At 66.8% G+C, this 26,869-nt stretch carries 22 protein-coding genes; 12 read left to right on the top strand and 10 right to left on the bottom strand.

Features of this window, described 5'->3' with window-relative positions; all coding sequences use genetic code 11:
- Positions 1–19: 19 nt before the first annotated feature.
- From H4W27_RS05070 to H4W27_RS05055, 4 genes are all read left to right on the top strand, one after another.
- The gene (locus tag H4W27_RS05070) at positions 20–964 is read left to right on the top strand and encodes a putative RNA methyltransferase (protein ID WP_192594965.1); all 945 of its coding nucleotides are present in this window, start codon (positions 20–22) and stop codon (positions 962–964) included.
- Between the two features lie 37 nt (positions 965–1,001).
- A complete protein-coding gene (locus tag H4W27_RS05065) occupies positions 1,002–1,517 on the top strand; it encodes an NfeD family protein (RefSeq protein WP_192594964.1) in 516 nt (171 codons plus the stop codon).
- Positions 1,518–1,554: 37 nt separating this feature from the next.
- Positions 1,555–2,784: an SPFH domain-containing protein gene (locus tag H4W27_RS05060; RefSeq protein ID WP_192594963.1), complete on the top strand. Its 1,230-nt coding sequence runs from the start codon at positions 1,555–1,557 to the stop codon at positions 2,782–2,784.
- 97 nt (positions 2,785–2,881) lie between these two features.
- Positions 2,882–3,223 (top strand): RNA polymerase-binding protein RbpA, encoded by a 342-nt coding sequence (locus H4W27_RS05055; protein ID WP_192594962.1) that lies wholly within the window; start codon positions 2,882–2,884, stop codon positions 3,221–3,223.
- Between the two features lie 86 nt (positions 3,224–3,309).
- On the opposite strand, the gene H4W27_RS05050 is transcribed toward H4W27_RS05055, so the two are convergent.
- The 3 genes from H4W27_RS05050 to H4W27_RS05040 form a co-directional block, all read right to left on the bottom strand.
- On the bottom strand, positions 3,310–4,044 hold the full coding sequence (locus H4W27_RS05050) for a polyprenol monophosphomannose synthase (RefSeq protein ID WP_192594961.1): 735 nt from the start codon (positions 4,042–4,044) through the stop codon (positions 3,310–3,312).
- 61 nt (positions 4,045–4,105) lie between these two features.
- Entirely contained in the window at positions 4,106–5,350 is a 1,245-nt protein-coding gene (locus tag H4W27_RS05045; RefSeq protein WP_192594960.1) for a hypothetical protein, read from the bottom strand.
- On the bottom strand, positions 5,343–8,354 hold the full coding sequence (locus tag H4W27_RS05040; protein ID WP_192594959.1) for a DEAD/DEAH box helicase: 3,012 nt from the start codon (positions 8,352–8,354) through the stop codon (positions 5,343–5,345). Before H4W27_RS05040 ends, H4W27_RS05045 begins: the two co-directional genes overlap by 8 nt.
- Positions 8,355–8,443: 89 nt before the next feature.
- Between H4W27_RS05040 and H4W27_RS05035 the strand changes: the two genes are divergently transcribed.
- Positions 8,444–9,658, top strand: a complete 1,215-nt coding sequence (locus tag H4W27_RS05035) for an MFS transporter (RefSeq protein ID WP_192594958.1) — start codon at positions 8,444–8,446, stop codon at positions 9,656–9,658.
- A 55-nt stretch (positions 9,659–9,713) separates the two neighbouring features.
- On the opposite strand, the gene H4W27_RS05030 is transcribed toward H4W27_RS05035, so the two are convergent.
- Together H4W27_RS05030 and H4W27_RS05025 are read right to left on the bottom strand one after the other, a co-directional pair.
- Entirely contained in the window at positions 9,714–10,736 is a 1,023-nt protein-coding gene (locus H4W27_RS05030) for a LacI family DNA-binding transcriptional regulator (protein ID WP_192594957.1), read from the bottom strand.
- A gap of 85 nt (positions 10,737–10,821) precedes the next feature.
- Positions 10,822–12,537: a glycoside hydrolase family 13 protein gene (locus H4W27_RS05025; RefSeq protein WP_192594956.1), complete on the bottom strand. Its 1,716-nt coding sequence runs from the start codon at positions 12,535–12,537 to the stop codon at positions 10,822–10,824.
- 255 nt (positions 12,538–12,792) lie between these two features.
- Here H4W27_RS05025 and H4W27_RS05020 point away from each other — a divergent pair, with 255 nt between their 5' ends.
- From H4W27_RS05020 to gdhA, 4 genes are all read left to right on the top strand, one after another.
- Positions 12,793–14,073: a sugar ABC transporter substrate-binding protein gene (locus H4W27_RS05020; RefSeq protein ID WP_192594955.1), complete on the top strand. Its 1,281-nt coding sequence runs from the start codon at positions 12,793–12,795 to the stop codon at positions 14,071–14,073.
- A gap of 3 nt (positions 14,074–14,076) precedes the next feature.
- A complete protein-coding gene (locus tag H4W27_RS05015) occupies positions 14,077–15,684 on the top strand; it encodes an ABC transporter permease subunit (RefSeq protein WP_192594954.1) in 1,608 nt (535 codons plus the stop codon).
- A 1-nt stretch (position 15,685) separates the two neighbouring features.
- Positions 15,686–16,579, top strand: a complete 894-nt coding sequence (locus H4W27_RS05010; RefSeq protein WP_192594953.1) for a sugar ABC transporter permease — start codon at positions 15,686–15,688, stop codon at positions 16,577–16,579.
- Positions 16,580–16,690: 111 nt separating this feature from the next.
- Entirely contained in the window at positions 16,691–18,049 is a 1,359-nt protein-coding gene (gene gdhA, locus H4W27_RS05005; protein WP_192594952.1) for an NADP-specific glutamate dehydrogenase, read from the top strand.
- On the opposite strand, the gene H4W27_RS05000 is transcribed toward gdhA, so the two are convergent.
- Both H4W27_RS05000 and adh read right to left on the bottom strand, forming a co-directional pair.
- Positions 18,050–18,439, bottom strand: coding sequence for a DUF779 domain-containing protein (locus tag H4W27_RS05000; protein ID WP_192594951.1), 390 nt, complete (start codon positions 18,437–18,439; stop codon positions 18,050–18,052).
- A gap of 10 nt (positions 18,440–18,449) precedes the next feature.
- Positions 18,450–19,973: an aldehyde dehydrogenase gene (adh, locus tag H4W27_RS04995; protein ID WP_192594950.1), complete on the bottom strand. Its 1,524-nt coding sequence runs from the start codon at positions 19,971–19,973 to the stop codon at positions 18,450–18,452.
- Between the two features lie 146 nt (positions 19,974–20,119).
- Between adh and H4W27_RS04990 the strand changes: the two genes are divergently transcribed.
- Complete coding sequence (locus tag H4W27_RS04990) at positions 20,120–21,325, top strand: sigma-54-dependent transcriptional regulator family protein (protein WP_192594949.1); 1,206 nt, start codon at positions 20,120–20,122, stop codon at positions 21,323–21,325.
- Positions 21,326–21,335: 10 nt separating this feature from the next.
- On the top strand, positions 21,336–22,040 hold the full coding sequence (locus tag H4W27_RS04985; RefSeq protein WP_192594948.1) for an IMPACT family protein: 705 nt from the start codon (positions 21,336–21,338) through the stop codon (positions 22,038–22,040).
- A 52-nt stretch (positions 22,041–22,092) separates the two neighbouring features.
- Here the strand turns inward: H4W27_RS04985 and H4W27_RS04980 are convergent, their stop codons facing one another.
- Positions 22,093–22,896 (bottom strand): GAF and ANTAR domain-containing protein, encoded by an 804-nt coding sequence (locus H4W27_RS04980; RefSeq protein ID WP_192594947.1) that lies wholly within the window; start codon positions 22,894–22,896, stop codon positions 22,093–22,095.
- Between the two features lie 213 nt (positions 22,897–23,109).
- Here H4W27_RS04980 and H4W27_RS04975 point away from each other — a divergent pair, with 213 nt between their 5' ends.
- Positions 23,110–23,667: a CBS domain-containing protein gene (locus tag H4W27_RS04975; protein ID WP_192594946.1), complete on the top strand. Its 558-nt coding sequence runs from the start codon at positions 23,110–23,112 to the stop codon at positions 23,665–23,667.
- Here the strand turns inward: H4W27_RS04975 and H4W27_RS04970 are convergent.
- Both H4W27_RS04970 and H4W27_RS04965 read right to left on the bottom strand, forming a co-directional pair.
- Positions 23,601–24,572 (bottom strand): heme o synthase, encoded by a 972-nt coding sequence (locus tag H4W27_RS04970; RefSeq protein ID WP_192594945.1) that lies wholly within the window; start codon positions 24,570–24,572, stop codon positions 23,601–23,603. The genes H4W27_RS04975 and H4W27_RS04970 overlap by 67 nt on opposite strands.
- 181 nt (positions 24,573–24,753) lie before the next feature.
- A complete protein-coding gene (locus H4W27_RS04965; protein WP_192594944.1) occupies positions 24,754–26,835 on the bottom strand; it encodes a DNA gyrase/topoisomerase IV subunit B in 2,082 nt (693 codons plus the stop codon).
- Between the last annotated feature and the right edge of the window lie 34 nt (positions 26,836–26,869).

Genomic DNA, 26,869 nt, shown 5'->3' with positions numbered 1-26,869 from the left:
GAGCGATACCGTAGGCATGATGAACACCTCTTGGCCGCTGAGCTGTCCGGTCTGCACTGCGCCATTGGATGCGATCTCTGTCGAGGCCGGTCATGGCGGTGGCTCCCAGGAGATCCCCGGACCCTTGCGGGAACCCTGCGCGGACGGCGCCGCTGCGGCCAGAAGCCTCACCAGCTTCCGGGGGCTCGCCTGCGCCGAAGGCCACCGCTTCGATGCTGCGCGCCAGGGTTATGTCAACCTGCTCTCGGGGCGGGGCACGCGGTTCATCGCCGACAGCGCTCCGATGATCATGGCGCGCGAACGAGTCCAGGAGGCCGGCATCTTCGCGCCGCTGAGCGCACACCTGCGCGGGCCCGTCCTCGACCGGCTCCCCGCCCCGCTCGCGGTGGACCCCGATCAGTCTCCGCTGATCCTGGACTGCGGAGCCGGCACCGGACACTATCTCCATCAGCTGCTCGATGCCGCGCCGACGGCACGAGGCATCGCGGTGGACCTCTCGACGCCGGGCCTCAAGCGAGCAGCGCGGCACCGGCGCACGCTGGCTCTCACCTGGGACCTGTGGCAGCCACTCCCCCTGCGCGATCACAGCGCGGACCTGCTGCTGGACGTGTTCGCCCCGCGCAACGTGAACGAATACGCCCGGGTGCTCAGACCAGGTGGACTGGCCGCGGTCGTCACCCCCCGGCCAGGGCACCTCACCGAGCTGCGGGAAGCCGGGCTGCTGGGCATGCGCAGCGAGAAGCTGAACCAGCTGCTGGATCAGATCGCCCCCGCTCTGGGATCACCGGAGTCCATCGACCGGATCACCTCCGATGTCACCGTGAACCCAGAACTCGCCGCTGACCTGGTCTTCATGGGCCCCGCGGGACATCACCGACGCCGGGAGGAGCTCTGCGAGGAGGCTCAGCGGCGCGGCGTGTCACAAGTCACCGTCGACCTCGACGTGAGCCTGTGGCGCAGATAGGCTGAGAGCACGGAACAAGGGCTGACGAGGAGCTGAGATGATCGAGTGGTTCGGCGATAACCTCTGGGCGCCCTGGCTGGCCCTGGCACTGGGGCTTCTCGTCCTGGAGGCCATCACCCTGGATCTCCTCTTCCTGATGCTCGCCGTCGGAGCAGGTGCAGCCGCCACCGTGGCTCTGGCAGGCGGCGAACCCTGGCTGCAGGTCATCGTCGGCTGCGCCACTGCGCTGCTCATGCTCGGAGCGGTTCGCCCGGTGGCGCTGAAACACCTGAAGAAGGGCCCGGAGAACCAGCTCACCAACATCGACAGGATGGCGGGCATGGACGCCCGTCCCCTGGAAGCCATCACCGCCGACGCCGGACTGGCCGAGGTCGACGGCGACACCTGGACCGCTCGCGCGGCAGGCGACTACAGGATCGAACCCGGCATGGGCGCCGTCGTGGAGAACGTGGACGGCGCCACGGTGTACCTTCGCCCCACCCGGCAGATCGAATGGGACGAGACGCGGCCCGACACCCTCGGTCCGAACAGTCCCCGACCGGAAGGCGCCTGAGAGATCTTCGGCGCCCCACATAGTAGAACGGAACGTCATGGAAGTCACTGCACTTGTAGTCCTCCTGGTCCTCGTCGCCCTGGTGGTGATCATCATCGCGCGCAGCGTGCGCATCGTCCCCCAGGCCCGAGCCGGGCTGATCGAGCGCCTCGGCAAGTATCAGCGCACCCAGGGACCGGGGCTGACCCTGCTCGTCCCTTTCATCGATCGTCTGCTGCCGATGCTGGACATGCGCGAGCAGGTCGTCTCCTTCCCGCCCCAGCCGGTGATCACCGAGGACAACCTGGTGGTCTCCATCGATACCGTCGTCTACTTCCAGATCACTGATCCCAAGGCCGCGACCTACGAGATCCAGAACTACATCATCGCCGTGGAACAGCTGACCACGACCACCCTGCGCAACGTGGTGGGCGGACTCAACCTCGAGGAGGCGCTCACCTCCCGTGACCGCATCAACGGTCAGCTCCGCGGAGAGCTGGACAAGGTCACCGGACGCTGGGGCATCCGCGTGGCACGTGTGGAGCTCAAGGCGATCGAGCCGCCACACTCCATCCAGGACTCCATGGAGAAGCAGATGCGCGCAGAGCGCGAACGCCGCGCCGCGATCCTCACCGCAGAAGGCACCAAGCAGGCTGCGATCCTCACCGCAGAAGGTGAGCGTCAGGCCTCCATCCTCGCCGCGGAGGGTGACGCACAGGCGCGCATCCTGGGCGCAAACGCCGAGGCTCAGGCCATCGAGACCGTGTTCAATGCGGTCCATGATTCCGAGCCCGGCCCCGAGCTTCTCTCCTACCAGTACCTGCAGATCCTTCCCGAGATCGCCAAGTCGGAGTCCAACACCATGTGGATGATCCCGGGCGAGTTCGGAGATGCGCTGAAGAACCTCGCCGGAGCCTTCGGCGGCCCTGAGGCCGCACAGCCGGGCATGAGCCTGGAGGACCGTGAAGCCGAGCGCGCAGCCCGGTCCGAGCGGCTGAAGCAGCGTCGGGCGGAGAAGGAGCAGGAGGCCAAGCAGAACAAGGGCAAGCCGGCCATCTCCTCCGCCATCGCGGATCTCGCCGAATCCGCACGGAGCACCTCCGTCACCGACGAGAATCCCCACTACACCAGCCGCGAGGACCTCGAGCGTGAGGCGAGGAAGGCGCAGGTGGGCAATGCAGCGACAGCGGAGCAGCGGTCCGAAGCCGCCGCACAGACAGGTTCAGAGGTCGAATCGCAGCCGGTCTTCCAGCAGCAGGACCCGGAGCCGATGGGGGAACAGCGCTGAGCTGAGCACGGGACGACGACGGCGCCGGGAATATCTCGGCGGTGCTCTAGAGTTGTAGCTTGAGAATTCGTCTGCCCATCACACTGGAGGATTACCGATGAGCGATCGCAGTCTGCGTGGAATGCGCCTCGGCGCACAGTCCATGGAAACCGAGCAGGGCGTCGAGCCCGCCCCTCGCCAAGAGATCGAGTATCGCACCGAGGACGGCGAGAGGATGCGGGTGATGTTCTCCGCCGAGGCGGAGGTCCCCGCCACCTGGGTCTCCCCCACGGGGAAAGAGGGTCTGCGTGTGGACGTCGACCGTCCCGATGCCGAGCCCGAGAAGCACGTCCGCACCCACTGGGACATGCTGCTGGAACGCCGCTCCACCGACGACCTCGAGGTGATTCTCGAGGATCGGCTGAAGCTGCTCCGGGAGCGTCGCGGCGAAGCTGCCTGACCCTTCCGCGGCCTCGGTTAAGACAGCGACGGCGTCCACCCCGATCATCGGGTGGACGCCGTCGCTGTCTGTTCTCTGCGGCAGCCTCAGCTGCCGGTGATCCGTTCCTTCAGCGTGCGTGCTCGGGCCGCGAGTCCCCAGCGGGTGACATTGAGCATCGCCTCGACCACGATGTCCGAGCTCATCTTGGAGACACCCTGGGTGCGCTCCACGAAGGTGATCGGGACCTCCGCGATGGTCCTGCCCATCTTCGCCACTCGGAAGGTCATGTCGACCTGGAACCCGTATCCCACGGATTCGATGCTGCTGAGGTCGATGTCCTCCAGCACGGACCGGCGGAACACGCGGAACCCCGCAGTGATGTCTCGGACCTTCAGTCCCAGCATGGTGCGGGAGTACAGGCTGCCCGCTCGGGAGATCGCAACCCGGTGCAGGGGCCAGTTCACCACCGACCCTCCGGGGACCCAGCGGGAACCGATGACCAGGTCCGCCTCGTCGATCTTCGCCAACAGGCTCGGCAGCTGCTCCGGCTGGTGGGACCCATCCGCATCCAGCTCGACCAGGATGTCGTAGCCCTCCCTCAGGCCCCAGCCGAAGCCGGCGATGTACGCGCCGCCGAGGCCGTTCTTGGACGTGCGGTGCAGCACGTGGATCTGCGCATCCTGGCGGCTCAGCTCGTCGGCGAACCTCCCGGTGCCGTCGGGACTGTTGTCATCGACGATGAGCACGTCGGAGTCCGGAACCGCTGCGCGGAGGCGCTCCACGGTGCCTGGCAGCGCATCGATCTCGTCATAGGTGGGGATGATCGTCAGGATCTTCACGAGTGACCTCGGGTCCTCTTCGGGGTGGCTGGGGCTGGTCGGTGACTGTCCGGAGCGGGTCTCATGGAAGGGCGGCACCGGCGGGCGGATGGACTTCCCTGCCGTCGATCACCGTGGAGACGAGCGTGGGAAGCGTCTCGCCGTCGAGGTAGGGCAGCAGCGGGGTGCGCGCCCGGACGTCCGTGCTCCAGGCGGCGGTGCGGGAGTCGGGGGTCTGAACAGCCAGCGAATCGACGTCCCACACCCCGTAGGTCGCCCGCGAGCCCGCGTCGAGCTGGGCCGAGGAGGCTGGAGTGCCGCTGGCCTCGGGCAGCGAGCGGTAGGCGCCGCGGGTCTGAGCGTTGAACCCCGCGCGGACCGAGACCGGGTCCTGGGGATGGTGGACATGACGGGTCACCACGGACCAGGGGTTCTCCCCCGGCTCTCCGACGGCGCTGACCGGCACTCCCACGCTCAAGGCGGTGGCCAGATGACCTGCGCCGCGGATCAGGACCTGGATGCCGGTGTTCAGCAGCGCCTCCCAGTCCTCACGTGCGGCGGAGTCGAAGCCGGCGAGCACCGTGGGCAGCGAGCCGGCCGGGCTCCGGCGCTGCTCCCGAAGCCGGGAGGTGGAGTCGACCAGGGCCGCGACCAGCTCCGCCGGCGCGAGATCCTCACCGGCCGCGCCCTGGCTCGCAGGTCTTCCCGGCGCGACGGTGCGCAGGATGAGCTGTCGCCTGGCCAGGGCCGCGCCTGCGCGGACCTCCACGAGCTGATCGAGCACGGTGGCGAGGTCGAGCTGGATGGCGACCGGACGCCCCAAGATGCTGTCCACCGGGCCGAGCAGCGCCAATGCCTTCTCGATGGCCGGCAGCCGCTGACTGCTCTCGAGGCTGCCCAACCCTGAGACGGTGAGCACGGGATAGACCCGCACGGCGTGGGCTGCGGCGGCGGAGAAGACGGTCTCGAGCATGCTTTCGGCGGAGGCCTGCGCCAACCGATCGGGCGCAAGCTCGAGGTTCAGCCGAACGGCTCCGAAGCCCCGGCCTGCGGCGGCCTCCAGGGTCTGCGTGGTCTGGACGGCCAGGTCAGACGCGTCTTCCACACCGATGTCGACCCATCCCACGAACGCCGGGGCGACCAGCGCGCGGTCAAGGTTCTGGACCACCATGGACCCCACGTTGAGCTTCTCCGCGGTCTCGGACGAACCGACCCAGGCGATCAGCCCCTCCTCGACCACCATCGCGTCCGCGTAGGGCTCGGAAGGCGAGTGGATCGTGCCATTGGTCAGCAGCCGCGCCGGGTGACCGGCACCGGTGTCATTCATCAATCGGTTCCTCCAGGTTCTGATACGCCACCGAGGAGTATGCCACCACTCCCCTGCCGATCAGCGCCACGGCTTCATGGCAGCGCGCCGCGAGCTTGGCCGGAGTGTGCGGAATCTTGGCCAGCTGGTCCAGGGTGTCGATGCACTGCTTGGTCCACCGCACGAAGTCCCCCGCGGCCAGCGGGGAGTCGTTGAGCGCATTGCGAAGGCTCTGACCTCCGGCCCAGGCGTACATGGGCAGCACCAGCCCCAACTCCGGCGCGCCGGTGGGCTCCAGGTGATGTCGCTTCTCGAGGGTCTCAAGTTCAGCGTGAACTTCAATCCCGGTCTGGGCCGCCTGGCCCAGCCGCTTGGTGGGCATGATCGGCATCGCCCCCTCATCCTCACGCTTGGCCTGATACACCAGCACAGTGACGAAGGCGGCGAGCTCCTGGGCCGAGAGGGCCGAGAGCACCCCGCGCTCCATGAGCAGACCGGTGAAGAGATCCCGCTCTCCGTAGATGCGACGCAGCTGCTGACCTCGGTCGGTGACGGCGAACTCCGCATCGTGCCATTCGTCCATTCCAGCTCCCGGCGCCTGCGACACGCCTGCGTCGGGAACGGCCTGGACCGGATCCGCCGGACCCGCCTGTGGCATCAGCTCCGGATCCACGACCTCCATATGCCCGAGCTCATGCAGGACCCCGCAGACACGGTCGAAGATCTTGGCGATGGAACCAGTTCGCCGATCGATCTTGAGCTTGAGCTGATCGATCTCACGCTGAAGCTTCCACCCGCGCTCGGCCCACCGAGCATGGTCCTCCCGCTCGTTGCAGCCATGACAGGGGTGGCGGCGCAGCTGCGCAGACAGCTCCTCGAGGGACTCCGCGTCCTCGCCCGCATCGACGAATCCGAAGCCCGGGCTGGGCGCGCTGCCGCGGGGCGGCACCCGCTCATGCAGGGCGGCCCGCATCGAGGAGGCGAGGTCGCGGCGGATCTTGGGGACCTTGACCTGCGGCTTGCGCGGCAGCCTGATGCTGGAGACGACTTCGGGGGGCTGGCCGAAGTCCTCCACAGTGACATTGCGGAACTTCCCGTCACTGGTGATGACGCCAGGTCGTGGATCATGCTCGGGTGCGCTGTGTACCACCAGGGACTCGCCGAATCCCCGCTTGCCACCCACCTCTATGACGTCCCCGGGCTGAAGCGCGGCGAGGACGCGGATGATCTCCCGTCGGCGCTGCCGCTGACGGGCCTTGGCCTGGTCCTTCTCGACCTCGCCCAGGCGCCTGCGCAGCGCCGCATACTCGCGGAAATCCCCGAGATGACAGGCCATCGCCTCCTCGTAGCCGGCCAGCGAGGATTCGCGCTTGGCGACGTCCCTGGCGATGCCCACCACCGAGCGGTCGGCCTGGAACTGGGCGAAGGAGGACTCCAGGATCGTGCGTGCCCGTCGGCGTCCGAACTGCGCGGTGAGGTTCACCGCCATGTTGTAGGAGGGCTTGAAGCTGGAGTTCAACGGATAGGTGCGCTTAGAGGCGAGTCCTGCGACCTGCCGCGGGTCCATGCCGGGCTGCCAGACGACGACGGCGTGGCCCTCCACGTCGATCCCACGGCGTCCCGCCCGGCCGGTCAGCTGGGTGTACTCGCCCGGAGTGATGTCCACATGCGATTCCCCGTTGAACTTGTCCAGCTTCTCCAGCACCACTGTGCGCGCGGGCATGTTGATCCCCAGCGCCAGCGTCTCGGTGGCGAAGACCACCTTGAGCAGTCCTTCCGCGTACATCTGCTCCACCAGCTCCTTGAAGGGAGGCAGCATTCCGGCATGGTGCGCCGCCACGCCGTTGATCAGCGCCTCGCGGAAGCTGTCGAAGCCCAGGATCGAGAGGTCCTCCGCAGGAAGCTCCCAGCCCATCTGTTCCACCCGAGAGGTGATCTCAGCGGCCTCCTCCCGGGTGGTCAGCACGATCCCGGCGTTGAGGCACTGTTCGACGGCCGCCTCGCAGCCCACGCGGGAGAAGATGAACCCGATGCAGGGCAGCAGTCCCTCGCGATCCAGAGTGCGGATCATCTTGGGACGATTCAATCGAGGCCGTCCAGCCGCCGAGCCGGAGATCCCGGAGACCTCGCCTCCCCCGCTCCTGGCCGCGGGACTGCTGCGGGTCTCCTGACGGGGACCGTCCTTTCCTGAGCCGCCGCGCGCACCACGGCCACGGCCTCGCACCGGGCCGCGGCCGTTTCCGCGCGACCGGTTGCCGCCGCTGCGACGAGACATCGGCGCCTGGTTGTGGTGGGCCAGGCGCTGAAGCTCGGGGTTGACCAGCGTGCCCGGGGCGCCGTCGTCCTCGGAGATGAAGAGGTCATGAAGCTGGTGATCGACCAGCATGTGCTGGGTCAGCGGGACCGGGCGATGCTCAGAGACGACCACCGAGGTCTCCCCGCGCACTGTGTCCAGCCAGGCCCCGAACTCCTCGGCGTTGGAGACCGTGGCAGAGAGCGCAGCGACCTGGACGTGCTCCGGGAGGTGGATGATCACCTCTTCCCAGACGGCCCCGCGGAACCTGTCCGCGAGATAGTGGACCTCGTCCATCACGACATAGCCGAGGTCTCGCAGCGTGTCTGAATCCTGGTAGAGCATGTTGCGCAGCACCTCGGTGGTCATCACCGCGATCTGCGCCTCAGAGTTGATCGAGGTGTCGCCGGTGAGCAGCCCGACCCGGTCGGACCCGTGGTCCTCCACCAGCTCCTGGTACTTCTGGTTCGACAGCGCCTTGATCGGGGTCGTGTAGAAGGTCTTGGTGCCGTTGGCGAGGCCCAGGTGGACGGCGAACTCCCCCACGATGGTCTTGCCGGCGCCGGTCGGAGCGGCGACGAGAACCGCACGTCCAGCCTCCAGGTGTCGACATGCCTCGAGCTGGAAGTCATCCAGGTCGAAGGCCTGGGCCTGGCGGAACGCGCCGAGCTGACTCTTGGCCTCTGCTGCTCGTCGACGTGACTCTGCATAGCGCTCGGCCGGTGAACTCATGCCTCCAGCCTATGACATCGGCGCCGGCGCGGGGCACCGGGATGTGACGAGAGGACGGGACCGCTGCCACGGATCGCTAGACTGCAGCGATGCACAGTGCTGACTCCCCCCGGCGGCAGATCATTCTGGGTGCGCTGCTGCCGGCCTTCATCTTCAGCCTGGGTGCAGGCGCCATGATCCCCGTGCTGGCCCCGTTCGCCGTGGAGCGCGGAGCCACCCTGGCCGTGGCCGGGATCATCGCCGCAATGCTGCCCGTGGGGCAGATCCTGGCGGACCTGCCGGCAGGTGCGCTGGCCGCTCGGGTCGGTGACCGCCGGGCGATGCTGCTCGCCTCCGGCGCCGCCGCCGTGGGATTCCTCGCCGCCGGACTGTCACCATCGCTCATCACCCTGGGAGCGGCGATCCTGCTGGTGGGCGCCGCCAACGCCGTGTTCCAGCTCGCCCGCCACTCGTACCTGACCGAGGTGACCCCGGTGCATCAGCGCGCCAGGGTGCTCTCCACGCTGGGCGGGGTGCATCGGATCGGACAGTTCGTCGGCCCCTTCCTCGGTGCCGGGGTGATCGCCCTCGGGGACATGCGCGCGGTGTTCCTGCTCGCCCTGCTCACAGCCGTGGCCGCCGGGGTCACGGTGGTGCTGGCGCCCGAGATCGACACCCGCTCCGCCCGCACCTCCGGCGCCCCGCGGACCGGCTTCCGAGCCGTGATCATCGAGCACCGGGAGCTGCTGATGACGCTGGGGGCCGCCTCGATGCTCGTGGGCGCGATCCGCGGGGCGCGGCAGCAGGTCATTCCGCTCTGGGGCGAGCATCTCGGTCTGGATCCCACTGCGATCTCACTGATCTATGGCCTGGCAGGCGGGATCGACATGCTGCTCTTCTACCCGGCGGGCAAGGTGATGGACCACCTCGGTCGGCTCTGGATCGGCGTGCCCTCCATGGTGGGCCTGGGAGTGGCCATGGCCGTGGTTCCCCTGACCGGCTCGGCGGCTGGCCTGGCCGGGGTGGCGGTCCTGCTGGGGATCAGCAACGGCCTGGGTTCGGGCGTGATGATGACCATCGCCTCGGACATCGCCCCACCTCAGGACCGACCACAGTTTCTGGGTGCCTGGCGGCTGCTTCAGGACTTCGGCATCGCCGCTGGACCGCTCACCCTGGCCGCCGGGGCCGCGCTCGGCACGCTCGCGGGCGGCATCTGGGCCGCGTCCCTCATGGGCCCGCTGGCAAGCGCGGCCCTGCTGCGCTGGCTTCCCCGATACTCGGTGCACGCCAGTCGGCGCACCCGCCGCAGGGCCGGTCTTCAGTGATGTCTCGGGCCTGCGCCATGCCCGCGGGCGAGGAGCATCCTGCAGCGCGCCGTGGTCAGGCCTCGGGCAGCGGAGGGCGCCTCATGCTGCTGCGCCGGACCAACAGGTCAAAGGGCAGGTCCACCTTTGACGGCTGGGCGTCGCCGCCCTCGACAGTGGCGAGGATCAGCGTGGCGGCCAGGGCCCCCTGTCGCTGTGGATGCTGATCAACGGTGGTGAGCTCGAACAGCGCTCCGAGCTCGTGGCCGTCGACGCCCACGACCGAGAGGTCCTCCGGGACTCTGACCCCCAGCTCCCGTGCTGCGAGGATCGCACCGATGGCCATCTCGTCTGAGGCTGCGACCAGACCGGTCATGCCGCTCCCCGGCACCCCCAGCAGCTGTCTCGCGGCGTGGAATCCGCCGGGAATCGTGAAGTCCGCCTCTCCCAGGAGTCCTGGGTCGAGGGAGAGTCCTCGTTGCTGGAGTGCCCGACAGAAGCCTTCTCGGCGCTGGCTGGGGACCTTGTAGTCGGCGTCGAAGCGTTCGGCGCCGCCGATGAATCCCAGCACCTCGTGACCGAGCTCGAGCAGATGTGCCGCCGCCAGTTCGGTGATCGCCAGATCGTCGATGGAGACCCCGGGCAGGTTCCCGGAGGTGCCTCCGATGATCACGACCGGGATGCCGAGGCGCTGAAGCTCCTGCTCCTCCCACTGGCTGAGCTCGAGCGCCACGACCACGACGGCGTCCACGCGCCGCCGCCGGAGGAAGGCGCTGAAGATCTCCCGGCGCACCTCGGGATCCTCGGTGACGTTGTAGAGGGTCACGTCATAGCCGGAGCGTGTGGCTTCATCGGATATCCCGGTGAGCACCGTGTTGAAGAACCACCGGTGCAGCTCGGGCATGATCACGCCGAGATTGCGCATCCGCCCGGATGCCAGGCTGGAGGCGGCCGAGGACGCGACATAGCCGAGCTCTCCCGCCACTGTCTCGATCTTGGCCCGCGTGGACCTCGAGACGTTTCCGCGGCCGCTCAGGGCGCGGGAGACCGTGGCCGCGGAGACGCCCGCGGCTCTGGCTACATCATCGAGGCTTGTCACGCGCGGCTCTCTCCTGCTTCTGGGTGCTGCGGCTGAGGCTGCGGCTGGGGGCCGGTGAATGCGGGCGGTACCCGGTCCCCACTGTTCAGTCTTCGGGTCGATGCAACCATACTGTGCAGTCCGCAGGCACCTGTGCACCCTGCAGCGGCGAGCTGGCGAGAAGGACCTCATGTCCTGCTGGCAGCGACACCGACTGCGTGCCGGTGTTGGCCAGGACGAGCACGTCGCGATTGGTGAAGATCAGCACCGCCTCATCCTCGCTGTGCTGCCAGTGGAGGTTCCCGGTGCCCAGCCGGCGCTCTGCACGCAGTTCCAGCATGCGCCGGTAGAGGTTCAGCGTGGATTCCGGGTCTGCTCGCTGCACATCGCGCGCCAGCATGTTCCAACGATCTGGCTGGGGCAGCCATGGACTCTCCCCCGCGCTGAACCCGAAGGCCGGTGCGTCGGCGACCCAGGGCAGCGGGACACGGCACCCGTCCCTGCCGTAGCGCTGTCCTGCGGTGCGGAACCAGGTAGGATCCTGGCGGGCGTCGTCAGGCAGGTCATGGACCTCGTCAAGTCCGAGCTCCTCCCCCTGATACAGATACGAGGATCCCGGCAGAGCGAGCATCAGTGCCGTCGCCGCGGTGGCGCGCTTCAGTCCCGTCTCCCGATCGGGCAGACCGGGATGATCCGGTCCGATGCCGGAGCCCTGAGGATTCTCACCGGTGAGGGAGAGTCTCGTCGCGTGGCGCACCACATCGTGGTTCGACAGGACCCAGGTGCTCGGCGCACCGACAGCGCTGAAGGCGCTCAGCGAGTCATTGATGACCCGACGCAGCCGGCCTGCCTCCCAAGGTGTCTCCAGGTACTGGAAGTTGAACGTCTGGTGCATCTCGTCGGGACGCACCCACAGCGCGGCCTTCTCGACGGAGGACACCCATGCTTCCCCACAGAGGGCGCGATCACCCTCGTACTCCTCGAGGACCTTGCGCCAGTCGCGATATACCTCATGCACTTCAGCCTGCTCGAAATACGGCGCCGGGGTCTCCTCCCCGCCCATGGAGGCCGCCTCGGGGTCCGGGGTGTAGTCCGGGAACTCCTGATCCTTGACCAGTCCGTGGGCGACATCCACACGGAACCCGTCCACGCCGCGATCGAGCCAGAAGCGCAGAATGCGCCGGAACTCCGCCTTGACCTCTTCCTGGGACCAGTCGAAGTCTGGCTGGCTGGCGTCGAAGAGATGCAGGTACCACTGCCCGGGTGCCCCGTCTGGCTCCGTGATGCGGGTCCATGCGGGACCGCCGAAGATGGACTGCCAGTTGTTCGGCGGCTCGTCCCCCTGCGCTCCCCTGCCGTCGCGGAAGATGTAGCGAGCACGCTCGGGGCTTCCCACCGGGGAGGTCAGCGCGCGCTGGAACCACTCGTGCCGATCCGACGAATGGTTCGGCACCAGGTCCACGATCACGCGGAGGCCGAGCTCATGGGCCTGGGCCAGCAGGGCGTCGAAATCCGCCAGGGTGCCGAAGATCGGGTCCACGTCGCAGTAGTCGGCGACGTCGTAGCCCGCGTCCTTCTGTGGGGAGGTCATGAAAGGGCTGAGCCAGACCGCGTCCACACCAAGCTCGCGCAGCTCACCGAGTCGAGCCGTGATCCCGGGGAGATCCCCCACTCCGTCCCCGCTGGAATCGCTGAAGGAGCGCGGGTAGATCTGGTAGATCACCGCGCTGCGCCACCAGTGGCGGGGCTCCTGCCCGAGCTCCTTCTCATCGGGACGGAGGGCGGGGGCGTCCGGAGTGCGCAGGTCATGATGAACAGTCATGGCCCCAGAGTATATGCAAGCGCTTCCAACCGCATCAAGGGACGCTACAACCGCTTGCAGGCAGACAGGCCAGGCTGTGTCATGTCCACATAAGCCCCATCGTGAGTCATAAATGCACCTCAGGACCTGGTTCGCTTAGGATTCGAGCGACAGCAGAAGAGAGTTGCGTAGATCACATTCTGTACCCATACTGGAAGCGCTTGCACTCCGGATGGCGGCGTGACTGACTCCGCTTCTTCACAGAGAGGGACACCGATGACGGTGAACACCAGACGATTCACGGCGATGACTGCATTCCTGGGCGCGGGGGCGTTGGCGCTGACCGCATGCGGCTCCGGGGGCGAATCCCCCGGCGCGGCCTCTGCCGAACCGACCGAGACCGCAGACGCTGCCCAGACCGCAGACGCTGAGGCCTCAGGAAGTCTCACCGTCTGGGCAGATGCCAACCGCGCGGAGGTGCTCGCGGATGTCGCCACCGACTTCGAGGCCGACACCGGCATCGCGGTGGAGATCGTGCAGCAGGACTTCGAGGAGATCAGGGACCAGTTCGTCTCCCAGGTCCCCACCGGTGAAGGGCCGGACATCGCCGTGGGAGCCCATGACTGGCTGGGTGTGCTGGTCGACAACGGGGTCGTGGCGCCGGTGGAGCTGGGTGACGCCGCAGAGGATTTCGAGCAGATCGCCGTGGACGCGTGGACCTATGAAGGCCAGACCTATGGCCTGCCCTATTCCATCGAGAACATCGCGCTGCTGCGCAACACGGAGCTCGCCCCCGAGGCGCCGGCCGACTTTGAAGAGATGATCGAGATGGGCGAGGAGGCCGGCACTGAATATCCGTTCCTGGTCGGCCTGGACCCGAATGAGAGCGATCCGTATCACCTCTACCCCTTCCAGACCTCCTTCGGGGCTCCGGTCTTCGGCACCGCCGATGACGGAAGCTATGACTCCACGGAACTGGCCATGGGCGACGCCGGTGGGGAGGATTTCGCCGCGTGGCTGGCGGAGCAGGGTGAAGCCGGCGTGCTGAACCTCAACATCGACGGAGATCTCGCGCAGGAGAGCTTCAACGACGGCAGTGCGCCCTTCTTCCTGACGGGACCGTGGAACGTGACCGCCGCGCAGGAGGCCGGCATCGACGTCGCCGTGGATCCGATCCCGGCTGCCGGTGACCAGCCGGCTCAGCCCTTCGCCGGGGTCCAGGGCTTCTTCCTCTCCTCTCAGAGCGAGAATGTCCTGGCCGCGAGCAACTTCCTGGTCAACTACGTCGGCACCGCTGAGGTCCAGACCGCGCTGTATGAGACGGGTGGACGCGCCCCGGCGCTGAGCGAGTCGTTCGAAGAGGCGCTCGGCGAGGACGAGATCGTGGCCGGCTTCGGCGAAGTCGGGGCAGAGGCCGTCCCCATGCCCGCCATCCCGGAGATGGGCGCGGTCTGGGACGATTGGGGAGCAAGTCAGGCGGCCATCATCAAGGGCGACGGTGATCCCGTGGAACTCTGGCAGAAGATGTCTGAGGACATCGCCGCAGCGATCGACTGATCCATGCTGACATCGACCACCACCAGAGCCGATGCTCGCGCCCTCGACGGCAGACGCGCACGGCGCACCGCCGAGACCGCGAGCCTCGGATGGAAGCTTCTGCTGCTGAAGATCACCGTCCTGGGGCTGCTCAACGCGGCCTCCGTCTACGCGGCGATGGTGCTCTTCTTCAACGAGAGGTGGCTCATCGGCACTCTGGTGGTGGTCACCGGTGCCCTGATCACCTGGATCTACTTCCAGCGGGGTGCCCTCCCCGCCAAGTACCTGGCCCCGGGGGTGACGTTCCTCCTGATCTTCCAGGTCTTCGTTATCCTCTACTCGGGATACGTGGCCTTCACCAACTACGGCACCGGGCACAACAGCACCAAAGAGCACGCGATCCACGCGATCATGCTGCAGACCCAGGATCGCGTGCCGGATTCACCCACGTATCCGCTCACCGTCGTGGAACGGTCCGGGGAGCTGGCCTTCGCGGTCACCGCGCAGGAGGGAGAGGTCCTCGTCGGCTCGGCCGATGCACCGCTGGAAGCGATCGACGGCGCCCTCGTCGAAGAGGGACGAATCGTGGACGTGCCTGGCCACACGGTGCTGAGCTTCACCGAGCTCATGGAGCGTCAGCAGGAGCTGAGCACGCTGGCGGTCCCGCTTGACGAGGACCCCAACGCCGGAGCACTGCGCACGCAGGACGGGCAGCGCGCCTATGTCTACACCTCGCGGTTCGTCTATGACGAGTCCTCCGACACCATGACCAACACGGAATCCGGCGAGACCTATACAGACGGAGGCGAGGGCGCATTCGTCACGGAGTCCGGCGAGCAGCTGATGCCGGGCTGGCGGGTCAACGTGGGTCTGGACAACTTCGTGCGTGCCATCACCGAGGAGTCCATCCGCGGTCCCCTGCTCTATGTCACGGCCTGGACCTTCGCCTTCGCATTCCTCTCCGTGGCGAGCACCTTCGTCCTGGGTCTGTTCCTCGCCATCGTCTTCAACGATCCGCGGATGAGGTCCCGCCGGTACTACCGGCTGGTGATGATCCTGCCCTACGCCTTTCCCGGGTTCCTCTCCGCTCTGGTCTGGGCCGGGATGATGAACCAGGAGTTCGGCTTCATCAACAGCGTCCTCTTCGGCGGAGCCGCGATCCCCTGGCTCAGTGACCCCTGGTTGGCGAAGCTGAGCATCCTGATCGTGAATCTCTGGCTGGGCTTCCCCTACATGTTCCTGGTCTGCACCGGAGCGCTGCAGTCGATACCGGAGGAGCTCACCGAGGCGGCCCAGATGGACGGGGCCAGACCCTTCCAGGCCTTCCGCCAGATCAAGTTTCCGCTGCTGCTGGTCTCGATCGCGCCGCTGCTGATCTCCTCCTTCGCGTTCAACTTCAACAATTTCAATCTCGTCTACATGCTCACCGGCGGAGGTCCCCGAGACATCGAGGCCGGCATCAACGTGGGCTCCACCGACATCCTGATCTCGATGGTCTACAAGGTGGCATTCGTCGGAGCACAGAGCGACTATGGACTGGCCAGCGCCTTCTCGATCCTGATCTTCTTCATCGTGGGCACGATCTCCGTGATCGCGTTCCGACGCACCCGAGCACTTGAGGAGCTGAACTGAGATGGGCGAGTCCCAGCCGCAGCGCACGTCCATGAGCGGGAGATCGTTCCGACGCTGGTTCGTGCAGATCGGGTGGCGGCACCTGGTCGGCCTCGCCGTGGTCGTCTTCGCCGCCTTTCCCCTGGTCTATGTGTTCTCCGCCTCGCTGAATCCCGGCGGCACTCTGATCACTGCCAACACGCTCTTCGGGAACCTGAGTCTGCAGAGCTATGTGGACCTGTTCAATCGGCCGCAGCAGCCCTTCGCGGCCTGGTACCTCAATACGCTGTTCATCGGATTCACCGCCTCCGCCGGCAGCGTTCTGCTCGGCGCCCTCGCCGCCTACGCGTTCTCGCGGATGCGCTTCACCGGACGACGCCTCGGCCTGATCGGCATCGTGCTGGTGCAGATGTTCCCCCAGCTCCTGGCGATGGTGGCGATCTTCCTGCTGATGCTCTCGATCGGCGAGATCTTCCCCGCCATCGGGTTGAACAGCCAGATCGGCCTCATCATGGTCTACCTGGGCGGCGCGCTGGGGGTGAACACGTATCTGATGTATGGCTTCTTCAACACCATCCCGACCTCGATCGACGAGGCCGCGAGGATCGACGGCGCCGGTCACGCCCGGATCTTCTTCACGATCATCCTGCCGCTGGTCTCACCGATCCTCGCAGTGGTGGCGCTGCTGTCCCTGGTGGCCACGCTCAGCGAGTTCGTCATCGCCTCAGTCCTGCTCCGTGACCCTGAGAAGCAGACCCTGGCGGTGGGGCTCTACCAGTTCATCTCCCAGGAGACCTCACAGAACTGGTCCGTCTTCGCGGCCGGAGCGGTGCTCGCCGCGATCATCCCGGTGGTGCTGTTCCTGGCCCTGCAGCGCTACATCGTCTCGGGCCTGGTGGCGGGGAGCGTCAAATGAGGCGTGCCCCGTCATGGGCCCCCGGCCGGACGGTGCTGCAGGAGGTGCGCAGGCAGGACGTGCGCAGGCAGGGCAGGCGCAGGCAGGTTCAGTTCAACTAAGCTGAGACCCATGAGTCCCAGCAGCCAGCGCATAGATGCCGTGTACAACCAGGTGGTCGCCCGCAACCCCGGGGAGCACGAGTTCCACCAGGCCGTCAGTGAGGTCTTCGAGTCCCTGCACCGGGTGCTGAGGAAGTTCCCCGAGTACGTGGATGAATCCATCCTGGAGCGGATCTGCGAGCCCGAGCGGCAGATCATCTTCCGCGTCCCGTGGACCGACGACGCCGGCAGCGTGCACATCAATCGTGGCTTCCGCGTGCAGTTCAACTCCGCCCTGGGTCCCTATAAGGGTGGGCTGCGCTTCGATCCGGAGGTGATGCTCGGCACGGTGAAGTTCCTCGGCTTCGAGCAGATCTTCAAGAACGCGCTGACGGGTCTGCCCATCGGCGGCGGCAAGGGAGGCAGCGACTTCGACCCGAAGGGTCGCAGTGATGCCGAGATCATGCGGTTCTGCCAGTCCTTCATGACCGAGGCCTACCGACACATCGGTTCCATGGTCGACGTCCCGGCCGGGGACATGGGAGTGGGCCGACGCGAGATCGGATATCTGTTCGGCCAGTACAAGCGCATCGCGAACCGCTATGAGGCCGGGGTCATCACCGGCAAGGGAACGAGCTGGGGCGGGTCGCTGGTGCGCACCGAGGCCACCGGGTACGGCGTCGTCTTCTTCACCGAGCACATGCTCGCGGCCACCGGTCGCTCCTTGGACGGCACCCGGGTGCTCGTCTCCGGCTCCGGCAATGTGGCCATCTACGCCATCGAGAAGATCCAGTCCCTGGGCGGTCTGGTGGTCGGCGCCTCCGACTCCTCGGGCTCGGTCCATGATCCTGAGGGCATCGATCTGGATCTGATGCGCGAGATCAAAGAGGTCCAGCGTGGGCGCATCACAGACTATGCCGCACAGCGCGGAAGTGCCGAGTTCATCGAGGGCAGGTCGGTATGGGCCGTGGCAGAGAAGCACGATGTGGATGTGGCGCTGCCCTGCGCCACCCAGAACGAACTCGATGAGTCCGACGCCGCCACCCTGATCAAGGCGGGGGTCACCGCCGTGGTGGAGGGCGCGAACATGCCCACCACCCCGATCGCCATCGACAGGCTGCGCGAGGCCGGCGTGCTCTTCGGACCCGGCAAGGCCGCCAATGCCGGCGGCGTGGCCACCTCGGCGCTGGAGATGCAGCAGAATGCGATTCGGGACTCCTGGAGCTTCGAGTACACCGAAGCCCGCCTGGCCGAGATCATGGAGGGCATTCATACCCGCTGCGCCGAGACGGCCGAGGAGTACGGGATCCCGGGAGACTATGTCTCGGGAGCCAACATCGCCGGGTTCACCCGGGTGGCAGACGCCATGATCGCTCAGGGCGTGATCTGATCACCCGTAAGACACGGGCTCCAGCTGCTGTGACTCCGCATCGCTGAACAGCCGCGACCGGATGATGAAGCGCCTGCCGGTGGGGCTCTCGATGCTGAAGCCGGCACCCCGGCCGGGCGCGACATCGATGGTGATATGGGTGTGGGACCAGTACTGGAACTGCGCCCTGGAGATCCACACCGGCACCGGCTCAGGAGTCCCCGGGTCCAGCCGGCCCAGCAGCACGTCTGCCGGGCCGGTCAGGAACGTCCCCTGGGTGAAGCACATCGGAGCCGAGCCGTCACAGCAGCCACCTGACTGATGAAACATCAGGGGCTGGCCGTGACGTTCCCGAAGCTCGCGAAGCAGCTCGGCGGCATCATCTGTGACGGCGATCCGTGCAACACTCATCGTCTCTCCTCTAGAAGAAGCCCTGCTTGTCCTCGCTGTAGCTGACCAGCATGTTCTTCGTCTGCTGGTAATGGGCGAGCATCATCAGGTGGTTCTCGCGACCGATCCCGGAGTTCTTGTACCCGCCGAAGGCCGCGTGGGCCGGGTAGGCGTGGAAGCAGTTGGTCCAGACCCGGCCCGCCTGGATGTCACGTCCCGCTCGGTAGGCGATGTTCGCCTCCCGGGACCAGACTCCGGCTCCCAGTCCATACAGCGTGTCATTGGCGATCTGGATGCCCTCGGCGTAGTCCTTGAACTCGGTGACCGAGACGACAGGTCCGAAGATCTCCTCCTGGAAGATGCGCATGGAGTTGGAGCCCTTGAAGATGGTCGGCTCCACGTAGTACCCCCCGGAGAGATCTCCCGCGAGCTCGGCCCGATGGCCGCCGGTGAGCACCTCGGCGCCTTCCTGCTGACCGATGTCGAAGTAGCTCAGGATCTTCTCCAGCTGATCGTTGCTCGCCTGTGCGCCCACCTGGGTCTCGGTGTCCAGCGGATTGCCCTGCTTGACCTGCTTCGTGCGCTCCACCGCATCACCGAGGAACTGGTCGTAGATGCTGGACTGGATCAGCGCACGTGAGGGACAGGTGCAGACTTCGCCCTGGTTGAAGGCGAACATGGTGAATCCCTCCAGCGCCTTGTCGTAGAAGGCGTCGTCTTCCCGCGCCACGTCGGCGAAGAAGAGGTTGGGGCTCTTGCCGCCGAGCTCCAGCGTCATCGGAATCAGGTTCTGTGAGGCGTACTGCATGATCAGGCGCCCGGTGGTGGTCTCCCCGGTGAAGGCGATCTTCCGGATGCGCGGACTCGACGCCAGCGGGGCCCCTGCTTCAGCCCCGAAGCCGTTGACCACGTTGAGCACGCCGGCGGGAAGCAGATCACCGATGAGCTCCATGAGCACCAGGATGGACGTGGGCGTCTGTTCAGCGGGCTTGAGCACGACGGCGTTGCCCGCCGAGAGCGCCGGGGCGAGCTTCCAGGCTGCCATGAGGATGGGGAAGTTCCACGGGATGATCTGTCCGACGACGCCCAGCGGCTCATGGAAGTGGTAGGCCACCGTGTCCGCGTCGATCTCGCTGATGCCACCCTCCTGGGCCCTGATGGCGCCGGCGAAGTAGCGGAAGTGGTCTGCCGCCAGCGGAAGGTCTGCGGCGAGGGTCTCCCGCACCGGCTTGCCGTTCTCCCAGGTCTCGGCGACGGCGAGCATCTCGAGGTTGGACTCGATGCGATCGGCGATCTTGTTCAGCACCACGTCCCGCTCGGCCACCGAGGTGCGTCCCCACGCCGGAGCCGCGCGGTGGGCGGCGTCGAGTGCGAGCTCGATGTCCTCGGCCGTGGAGCGCGCGACCTCGGTGAAGGTCCTTCCGGTCACCGGTGTGGGGTTCTCGAAGTACTGTCCTTTCACCGGGGGTACCCATTCGCCGCCGATGTAGTTCTCATACCGCGGCTTGAAGCTGAGGAGACCGCCTTCGGTCCCGGGCTGCGCATAGATCGTCACGGGTGTTCCCTTCCCTTGCACGGACTCAGACCCGCCCGCATGGTGAGCTGGGTCACATCTCTCTCAGCCTAGGACTCCTGGGGTTGCACCGTGGTTGCAGGACTAGACTGTGATCTACACCACGCTAGCGGAGACAAGGAGGGACCATGGAGGCTCTGTCCACGGAGCCGGCAACCTGGGCCAGCCTGCCGGCCGTGCTGCGTGAATCCTGGCGCCGCTCTGCGGCGCGGATCAGCGATCCAGAGCGAGCGCTTCCGCCGATCGAGCTCGATGGTGCAGAGCTCTCCAGCTGCCGAGAGGATCATCCGCTTCGTCTGGTGCTGCCGGTTCTGCGCCGGCTCCTGGTCCATCCGGCGGCAGATGCAGGGCTCATCGTGGCCACCGCGGACGTCCGCGGACGCCTGCTGTGGGTGGACGGAGCACGCGAGACGCTGCGGCTGGCGGAACGCTCGGGATTCCAGCCGGGGGCGAACTGGTCCGAGCAGGCGATCGGCACCTCCGCTCCCGGCCTCGCTCTCGCCACGGGGCGCGGCGTGCAGGTGCACCGTGAGCAGCACTTCTCCTATGCCGCACACCGATTCTCCTGTTCGGCCGCCCCCATCCGTCATCCGCTCACCGGCGCGGTGCTCGGGGTGGTGGACCTGACGGGAGGAGATCAGGCGGTGGCGGTCCATTCTCTGCCGCTGATCCGGGCAGCGATCTCAGCTGCCGAGGAGCACCTGCGCTTCCTCCCCGCGCTGCCGTCTCCGGCACGTCTGACCACGCTGGGGCGCAGACCTGCGTCGGTCAGCTGGGGTCAGCAGCTGCACCGGCTGGGCGCTCGGCATGCCGAGATCCTGTTCCTGCTCAGCTGGTACGGCCCGCCGCATGGTCCACAGCAGGGCCTCTCCGCCGGGGAGCTGGCTGAGCTCCTCTATGGCGAGCCCGCTCATGAGGTCGCGGTCCGCGCGGAACTGGTGAGGCTCCGCAGACTCCTGCGCAGTCGCTCTTCGCCGGAGAACGAGCTGCTGTCTCGGCCCTACCGACTCAGCGCACCGGTGCAGCTCGACGCTCGAGAGGTCAAGGCTGCCCTGACCGTTGGAGACCGGCACAGCGCCCTTGAGATCTATCGCGGAGAGCTGCTGCCCGGCAGTGAAGCACCAGGAATCCTGCGGGTGCGGCGCGAACTCTCCGCGCTGCTGCGAGAGTCCATCCTCTCCGACGGCTCCGCCGACGAGGTCTTCCGCTACCTCCAGCTTCCAGAAGCCTCGCAGGATCAGCAGGCGATCAGAGTCGCGCTGAAGCTGCTTCCGCCGGGCGCCCCGGAGCGGGCGGCCCTGGTGGCCGGGAGTGAAAACTCCCCGAGGTCGTAGACTTCCGGGCATGTCCGAGCGCGCCGAGTCCTACACCGTGCTGAGGCCCGGGATCCAGGTCCGCACCGAGCTCGAGCGCAGTCGCTCGCGCTTCCGCACAGTGTTGTGCCGTGCTGAGAGCGAGGAGGATGCGCAGCGGGTGCTCAAGGAGCTGCGTCAGGCCAATCCCACGGCTCGGCACCTCTGCAGCGCCTGGGTCATCGGACCGCACCGGTCCCTGCAGCGTTCGCATGACGATGGTGAACCCTCCGGCACTGCGGGCGCGCCGATCCTTGCCGCGCTGCTCAGATCGGACATGCCCGACGGTGAGCAGGACCTCAGCGATGTCCTCGCCGTGGTGCTTCGCTGGTTCGGTGGAACTCTGCTGGGATCGGGCGGGCTGGTGAGCGCGTACTCGGACTCGGTCCTCCAGGCCCTGCGCAGGTCCAGGGACCAGGCGGACCTCGTGCCCAGGGTGCGGATGCGGCGCTACGACGTTCACGCACCCACGGCGGAGGCCGGGCGGTGGGAGAACGAGCTGCGCGCCGCCGGAGTCCAGGTGTGGAGCACGGACTACAGCCAGGACGGGTCTCAGGCCCGGATCCAGGTCTCGGTCCTCGACAGCCAGGCGCAGATCGCTGAACTGATCGGACGGATCTCCAGTCTGAGCACCGGCGGGGTCTCCCCCACCGAGGCCGGGCGGCACTGGCTGGATCTGCCCACCGGTCAGCGCTGAAGCGGCATCACCGCACTCGGCACCGGGCCGGCCAGGCGCCACGCGGCCGGTGCTACGTGTCGAAGACGGTCGCCGGCGTCTGCCGACCGACAGAGGCCACAAGCTCCTCTGCCAACACTCGCAGCTTGATGTTCCGGTGGCTGGAGGCCTCGCGGAGAATGCCGAAGGCCTCCTCCTGGGTGCACCGGTTCTGCGCCATCACCACCCCGACGGCGATGTCGATCGCCGTCCGGGACTCCATGGCGGCCTGCAGGTGCTCCACATTCTCGGACCGGGCGGCCAGGCGCAGTGCGATCAGCCCTACCTGGGATGCGAGGTCTGCGTACCGGCGGGCGGCCGCGATCTCTGCGGGGCCGAAGGCCTCAGGGGTGCTCGTGTAGAGGTTCATCGCGGCCTGGGCCTCGGAATGCAGTGTCAGGGGCATGGCCAGCACGCTGCGCATCCCGAACTCGCGCACGGCTGCCATATACCCCGGCCAGCGGCGCTCAGTGCGGACATCCGCGACGCTGATCACCGTGTTCGTGCGCTGGGCCTCCAGACAGGGGCCCTCGTCGAATCCTGCCTGCACCTCGTCGAGCTGCTTCGCCTCTGGGCTGCTGGCTGCCGCGACGACGTTCCGCTTGGCCCTGTCGAGAATGATCCCGCAGAGCACCGGCTGGGTGCCGCTGAATCTCTCCGCAGCGGCCTCGGCGAGGCCCTCCAGGAAGCTGGCGATGTCGCCGTCCTGCTGGATGAGCAGCTGGAGGTCCGCCGAGACGTCGAGCTCCGATGCTTCGGTGGCGACTGCGTCGAGGACGGCGTCATCCATCGTGTCCGTGTCAAGCATGTCCTCGCTCAGCTTGGACTCCGTGCTCATGGTGAACTCCGCTCCGCTCGGGGCGCGGGACCTGCCCAGCGCGACGGTATGAGCTTACTCGACAGCGGGCCGCGTGGGCACGCCCGAAGGGACCCCCCGAGGGGTCTCTGGAGGGATCTCCGAAGTGCCGACCGCTTCACCCGCACAGCACAAGTCGTTAGACTGAGAACTGAGTTCAGCAGTGGGCTCGCATCATCGCTCTCAGGAGAAGATATGACTCGACCACTGCTTCATGCACAGCGCGGCATCGCGGCCACCACTCCGGACACTCTCAGCTCGGCAGGCGCACCGGGCGCAGAGCAGGCACGCCACTATCCACGGAGGAGTGCGGTCATGGCCGACATCGGGCAGATCATGGCACCGCTGGACGCCACCATCCTGGGCACACGCTCCCTGGCCGATGCACAGCGTCTCCTGGAGCACTCCGATGCGGCAGTGGTGCTGAACCTCTCCTACCGCCCGATCGGCCTGATCACACGCGCCGATCTCGCCGCGGTGCAGGATCAGGACCCTCAGGGCTGGTCCAAGAAGCGGTGCGCCTGTCTGGTGCGCCAGAGCGATCAGCCGGTGCAGCGCCGCATGTCGATCCGGGAGCTGCTCGTGAATTCAGCTCATGACCCGAAGCGGCCCCTGCTCGTCCTGGACCAGGACGAGCCCGCAGGGATCCTCTTTCCGGAAGCCATCAGCGCCTGGAGAGCCGAGGCTCAGCCCATCAGCGGGGAGCCGATGAAGGGATCCACCCAGAGCCCGATGAAGAGCAGGGTGAGATAGAGGATCGAGAGATGGAAGACCTTCATGGCCTTCTTGTCGGTGAGCGTGCCGGTCAGCGCCTGGCGGTGCAGCACATGGGCCTCGTAGATGAACCAGGCGCCGGAGGCCAGCGCGAAGGCCGTATAGGTGATGCCGGCCCAGCCCATCGGGATCAGCAGCAGAGAACACATCACGGTGGCCCAGGCATAGAGCACGACCTGGACTGAGACCGTCTGCGCCGTGGCCACGGCACCGAGCATCGGAACATGTGCGGTCTGGTAGTCCGTCCGATACTTCATCGACAGCGGCCAGTAGTGCGGCGGGGTCCACAGGAAGATCACCACGAAGAGGACCACTGCGGGCCATTCCAGGGTTTCCCGCACGGCCGCCCAGGCAATCACCACGGGGAAGCATCCCGCGATGCCGCCCCAGATGATGTTCTGCTCGGTGCGACGCTTCAGGATCATCGTGTAGACGACGACGTAGAAGAAGATGGCAGCGGCACCGAGTCCGGCGGCCAGTGGATTGGTGCCGAACCAGAGCACGCCGATCGCGGCCAGTCCGAGCAGCGAGGCGAAGATGAGCGCCTCCCGGGGGCTGAGCTCGCCCGTGACCAGCGGTCGTTTCTTCGTGCGATTCATCAACTTGTCCATATCGCGATCGATATAGCAGTTGAAGGCCCCGGCGGAACCGGCCGCCATCGCTCCGCCCACCAGAGTCGCCAGAGCCAGCCAGAAGTTCGGCACGCCCTGCTGGGCGAAGAACATCGTGGGCAGAGTGGTGACCAGGAGGAGCTCGATGACGCGCGGTTTGGTCAGCGACCAGTATGCGGCCACCTTGCGTCGCCACTGAGGCTGTGCGGCGTCCGCGCCAGAGGCTGCGGCGGCGGCATCGCCGGTCGAGGCGACAGAAGTCTGTTGGGTCACGTTTCAGCTCACATTGGGGGTCAAGGTGCACTCATCGTCGTTGTTCAGTGTACCGGTCGCGCAGGGTGCCATCAGGGTGAATCGGGCCGATCCCGGAATTATTTCTACACGCGGTAGAAATATCGGCTTCGATGCGGCCGCCGATGCTCCTCCTGGTGACTGAGCGGTGGGACCACCGGGATCAGGCGTCGATCCGTTCTCGGTCCAGCGCCTGGGAACCTTCGATGATGAAGTCCTTGCGCGGGGCGACCACAGACCCCATCAGCAGGTCGAAGACCCGCTCGGCGGCCTCGGCGTCCTGAACACGGATCCGACGCAGCGCCCGGTGCTCCGGATCCATGGTGGTCTCCGAGAGCTGATCGGCGTCCATCTCTCCAAGGCCCTTATAGCGCTGGATGGGTTCCTTGTAGTTGAGATTCTGCTGCTCGAGCTCGGCCAGGAGACGGTTCAGCTCCGCCTCGGAGTAGGTGTACTTCACCTCGTTGGCCTTTCGGCCCGGATGGATCACCTCGACCCTGTGCAGCGGCGGCACCGCGGCGAAGACCCTCCCGGCCTCGATCATCGGTCGCATATAACGGAAGAAGAGGGTCAGCAGCAGCGTGCGGATATGCGCGCCGTCGACGTCTGCATCGGTCATCAGCACGACCTTGCCGTAGCGGGCGGCGTCGATGTCGAAGGTCCGTCCCGAGCCTGCCCCGATGACCTGCAGCAGCGCGGCGCATTCGGTGTTCGAGAGCATGTCGGCCACGGAGGCCTTCTGGACATTGAGGATCTTGCCGCGGATGGGAAGCAGCGCCTGGAAGTCTGAGGAGCGGGCGAGCTTTGCGGTGCCCAGTGCCGAATCCCCCTCCACGATGAACAGCTCGGTCTCCGCGACCCCCTTGGAGCGGCACTCCACCAGCTTCGCGGGCATCGACGAGGTCTCCAGGGCGTTCTTCCGGCGCTGTGTCTCCTTGTGCATCCGGGCTGAGATGCGTGACTTCATCTCCGCGACGACCTTTTCAAGGACCGCGTTCGCCTGCTGCTTCTCCCCTCGTCTGGTAGAGGTCAGACGGGCTTCGAGCTCCTTGCTGACCACGCGCGAGACGATCTGCCGAGCCGCAGGGGTGCCGAGGATCTCCTTCGTCTGCCCCTCGAACTGGGGTTCGGCGATCCGCACGGTCACCACGGCGGTGAGCCCTGCGAGCACATCGTCCTTCTCCAGCTTGTCGCTGCCAGCCTTGAGTCGGCGGGCATTGGCGTCCACCGTCTTGCGCAGGCTCTTCAGCAGGGCCTGCTCGAAGCCCATCAGGTGCGTGCCGCCCTTGGGGGTGGCGATGATGTTCACGAAGCTGCGCACCGTGGTCTCGTAGCCGATCCCCCAGCGCAGCGCGATGTCGACCTCGCAGTCGCGCTCGACGTCCTGCATATGGCTGCGTCCGTCCGCAGCGAGCACCGGGATCCGCTCGGTGAACTTCCCATGACCCTGGATGCGCCAGATATCGGTGACCGAGGCGTCGCTGGAGAGGTGCTCGGTGAACTCACTGATGCCACCGTCGTACTGGAAGACCTCTTCAAGGGGTTCGGCCCCGCGCTCGTCGCGCACGGTGATGCGCAGCCCTGGGACGAGGAACGCTGTCTGACGGGCGCGATTGGCGATCTCGATGTCATCGAAGCCCGCGTCCGAGGTGAAGATCTGTCGGTCTGACCAGTAGCGGATGGTGGTCCCGGTGACTCCGCGCTTGGCCTTGCCGACCACTGCCAGCGGGGAACCTTCTGCCGCGGGGGTGAATTCAGCGTCGGGGTCCGGGCGGGCCCCCGCGAAGACCCCGGGCTCGCCACGACGGAAGGAGAGCTGGTGGACCTTGCCGCCACGGCTGACCTGAGCGTCCAGGCGCGCCGAGAGCGCGTTGACCACTGAGGCGCCGACACCGTGCAGACCGCCGACGGCGTTGTACGAGCCGCCGCCGAACTTTCCCCCGGCGTGCAGCTTGGTGAAGACGACCTCCAGTCCGGAGAGTCCGGTCCGCGGTTCGATGTCGACCGGGATGCCGCGGCCGTCGTCGCTGACCTCGACCGAGTCGTCGGGGTGCAGGGTGATCGAGATCGTGGAGGCGTGGCCTGCCAGCGCCTCGTCCACGGAGTTGTCGATGATCTCCCAGAGACAGTGCATGAGCCCGCGGGAGTCCGTGGAGCCGATGTACATGCCGGGACGCTTGCGGACAGCCTCGAGGCCTTCCAGCACCGATAGGTGCCGGGCGTCGTATTCAGAGCGCTTGGCCAAGCCGTGTCCTCCTGTGGTGGGGGTGAATCTCTCA

The sequence above is a fragment of the Nesterenkonia lutea genome, assembly GCF_014873955.1.
Classification (GTDB): domain Bacteria; phylum Actinomycetota; class Actinomycetes; order Actinomycetales; family Micrococcaceae; genus Nesterenkonia; species Nesterenkonia lutea.
This window is presented reverse-complemented; position numbering and strand designations above follow the sequence as displayed.

What these genes read in the sequence shown, in the direction of transcription:
- H4W27_RS05070 (WP_192594965.1), top strand. Translation starts at nt 20, where the DNA reads ATGAACACCTCTTGGCCGCTGAGCTGTCCGGTCTGCACTGCGCCATTG.
- H4W27_RS05065 (WP_192594964.1), top strand. Translation starts at nt 1,002, where the DNA reads ATGATCGAGTGGTTCGGCGATAACCTCTGGGCGCCCTGGCTGGCCCTG.
- H4W27_RS05060 (WP_192594963.1), top strand. Translation starts at nt 1,555, where the DNA reads ATGGAAGTCACTGCACTTGTAGTCCTCCTGGTCCTCGTCGCCCTGGTG.
- H4W27_RS05055 (WP_192594962.1), top strand. Translation starts at nt 2,882, where the DNA reads ATGAGCGATCGCAGTCTGCGTGGAATGCGCCTCGGCGCACAGTCCATG.
- H4W27_RS05045 (WP_192594960.1), bottom strand. Translation starts at nt 5,350, where the DNA reads ATGAATGACACCGGTGCCGGTCACCCGGCGCGGCTGCTGACCAATGGC.
- H4W27_RS05040 (WP_192594959.1), bottom strand. Translation starts at nt 8,354, where the DNA reads ATGAGTTCACCGGCCGAGCGCTATGCAGAGTCACGTCGACGAGCAGCA.
- H4W27_RS05035 (WP_192594958.1), top strand. Translation starts at nt 8,444, where the DNA reads ATGCACAGTGCTGACTCCCCCCGGCGGCAGATCATTCTGGGTGCGCTG.
- H4W27_RS05025 (WP_192594956.1), bottom strand. Translation starts at nt 12,537, where the DNA reads ATGACTGTTCATCATGACCTGCGCACTCCGGACGCCCCCGCCCTCCGT.
- H4W27_RS05020 (WP_192594955.1), top strand. Translation starts at nt 12,793, where the DNA reads ATGACGGTGAACACCAGACGATTCACGGCGATGACTGCATTCCTGGGC.
- H4W27_RS05015 (WP_192594954.1), top strand. Translation starts at nt 14,077, where the DNA reads ATGCTGACATCGACCACCACCAGAGCCGATGCTCGCGCCCTCGACGGC.
- H4W27_RS05010 (WP_192594953.1), top strand. Translation starts at nt 15,686, where the DNA reads ATGGGCGAGTCCCAGCCGCAGCGCACGTCCATGAGCGGGAGATCGTTC.
- gdhA (WP_192594952.1), top strand. Translation starts at nt 16,691, where the DNA reads ATGAGTCCCAGCAGCCAGCGCATAGATGCCGTGTACAACCAGGTGGTC.
- H4W27_RS05000 (WP_192594951.1), bottom strand. Translation starts at nt 18,439, where the DNA reads ATGAGTGTTGCACGGATCGCCGTCACAGATGATGCCGCCGAGCTGCTT.
- H4W27_RS04990 (WP_192594949.1), top strand. Translation starts at nt 20,120, where the DNA reads ATGGAGGCTCTGTCCACGGAGCCGGCAACCTGGGCCAGCCTGCCGGCC.
- H4W27_RS04985 (WP_192594948.1), top strand. Translation starts at nt 21,336, where the DNA reads ATGTCCGAGCGCGCCGAGTCCTACACCGTGCTGAGGCCCGGGATCCAG.
- H4W27_RS04980 (WP_192594947.1), bottom strand. Translation starts at nt 22,896, where the DNA reads ATGAGCACGGAGTCCAAGCTGAGCGAGGACATGCTTGACACGGACACG.
- H4W27_RS04975 (WP_192594946.1), top strand. Translation starts at nt 23,110, where the DNA reads ATGACTCGACCACTGCTTCATGCACAGCGCGGCATCGCGGCCACCACT.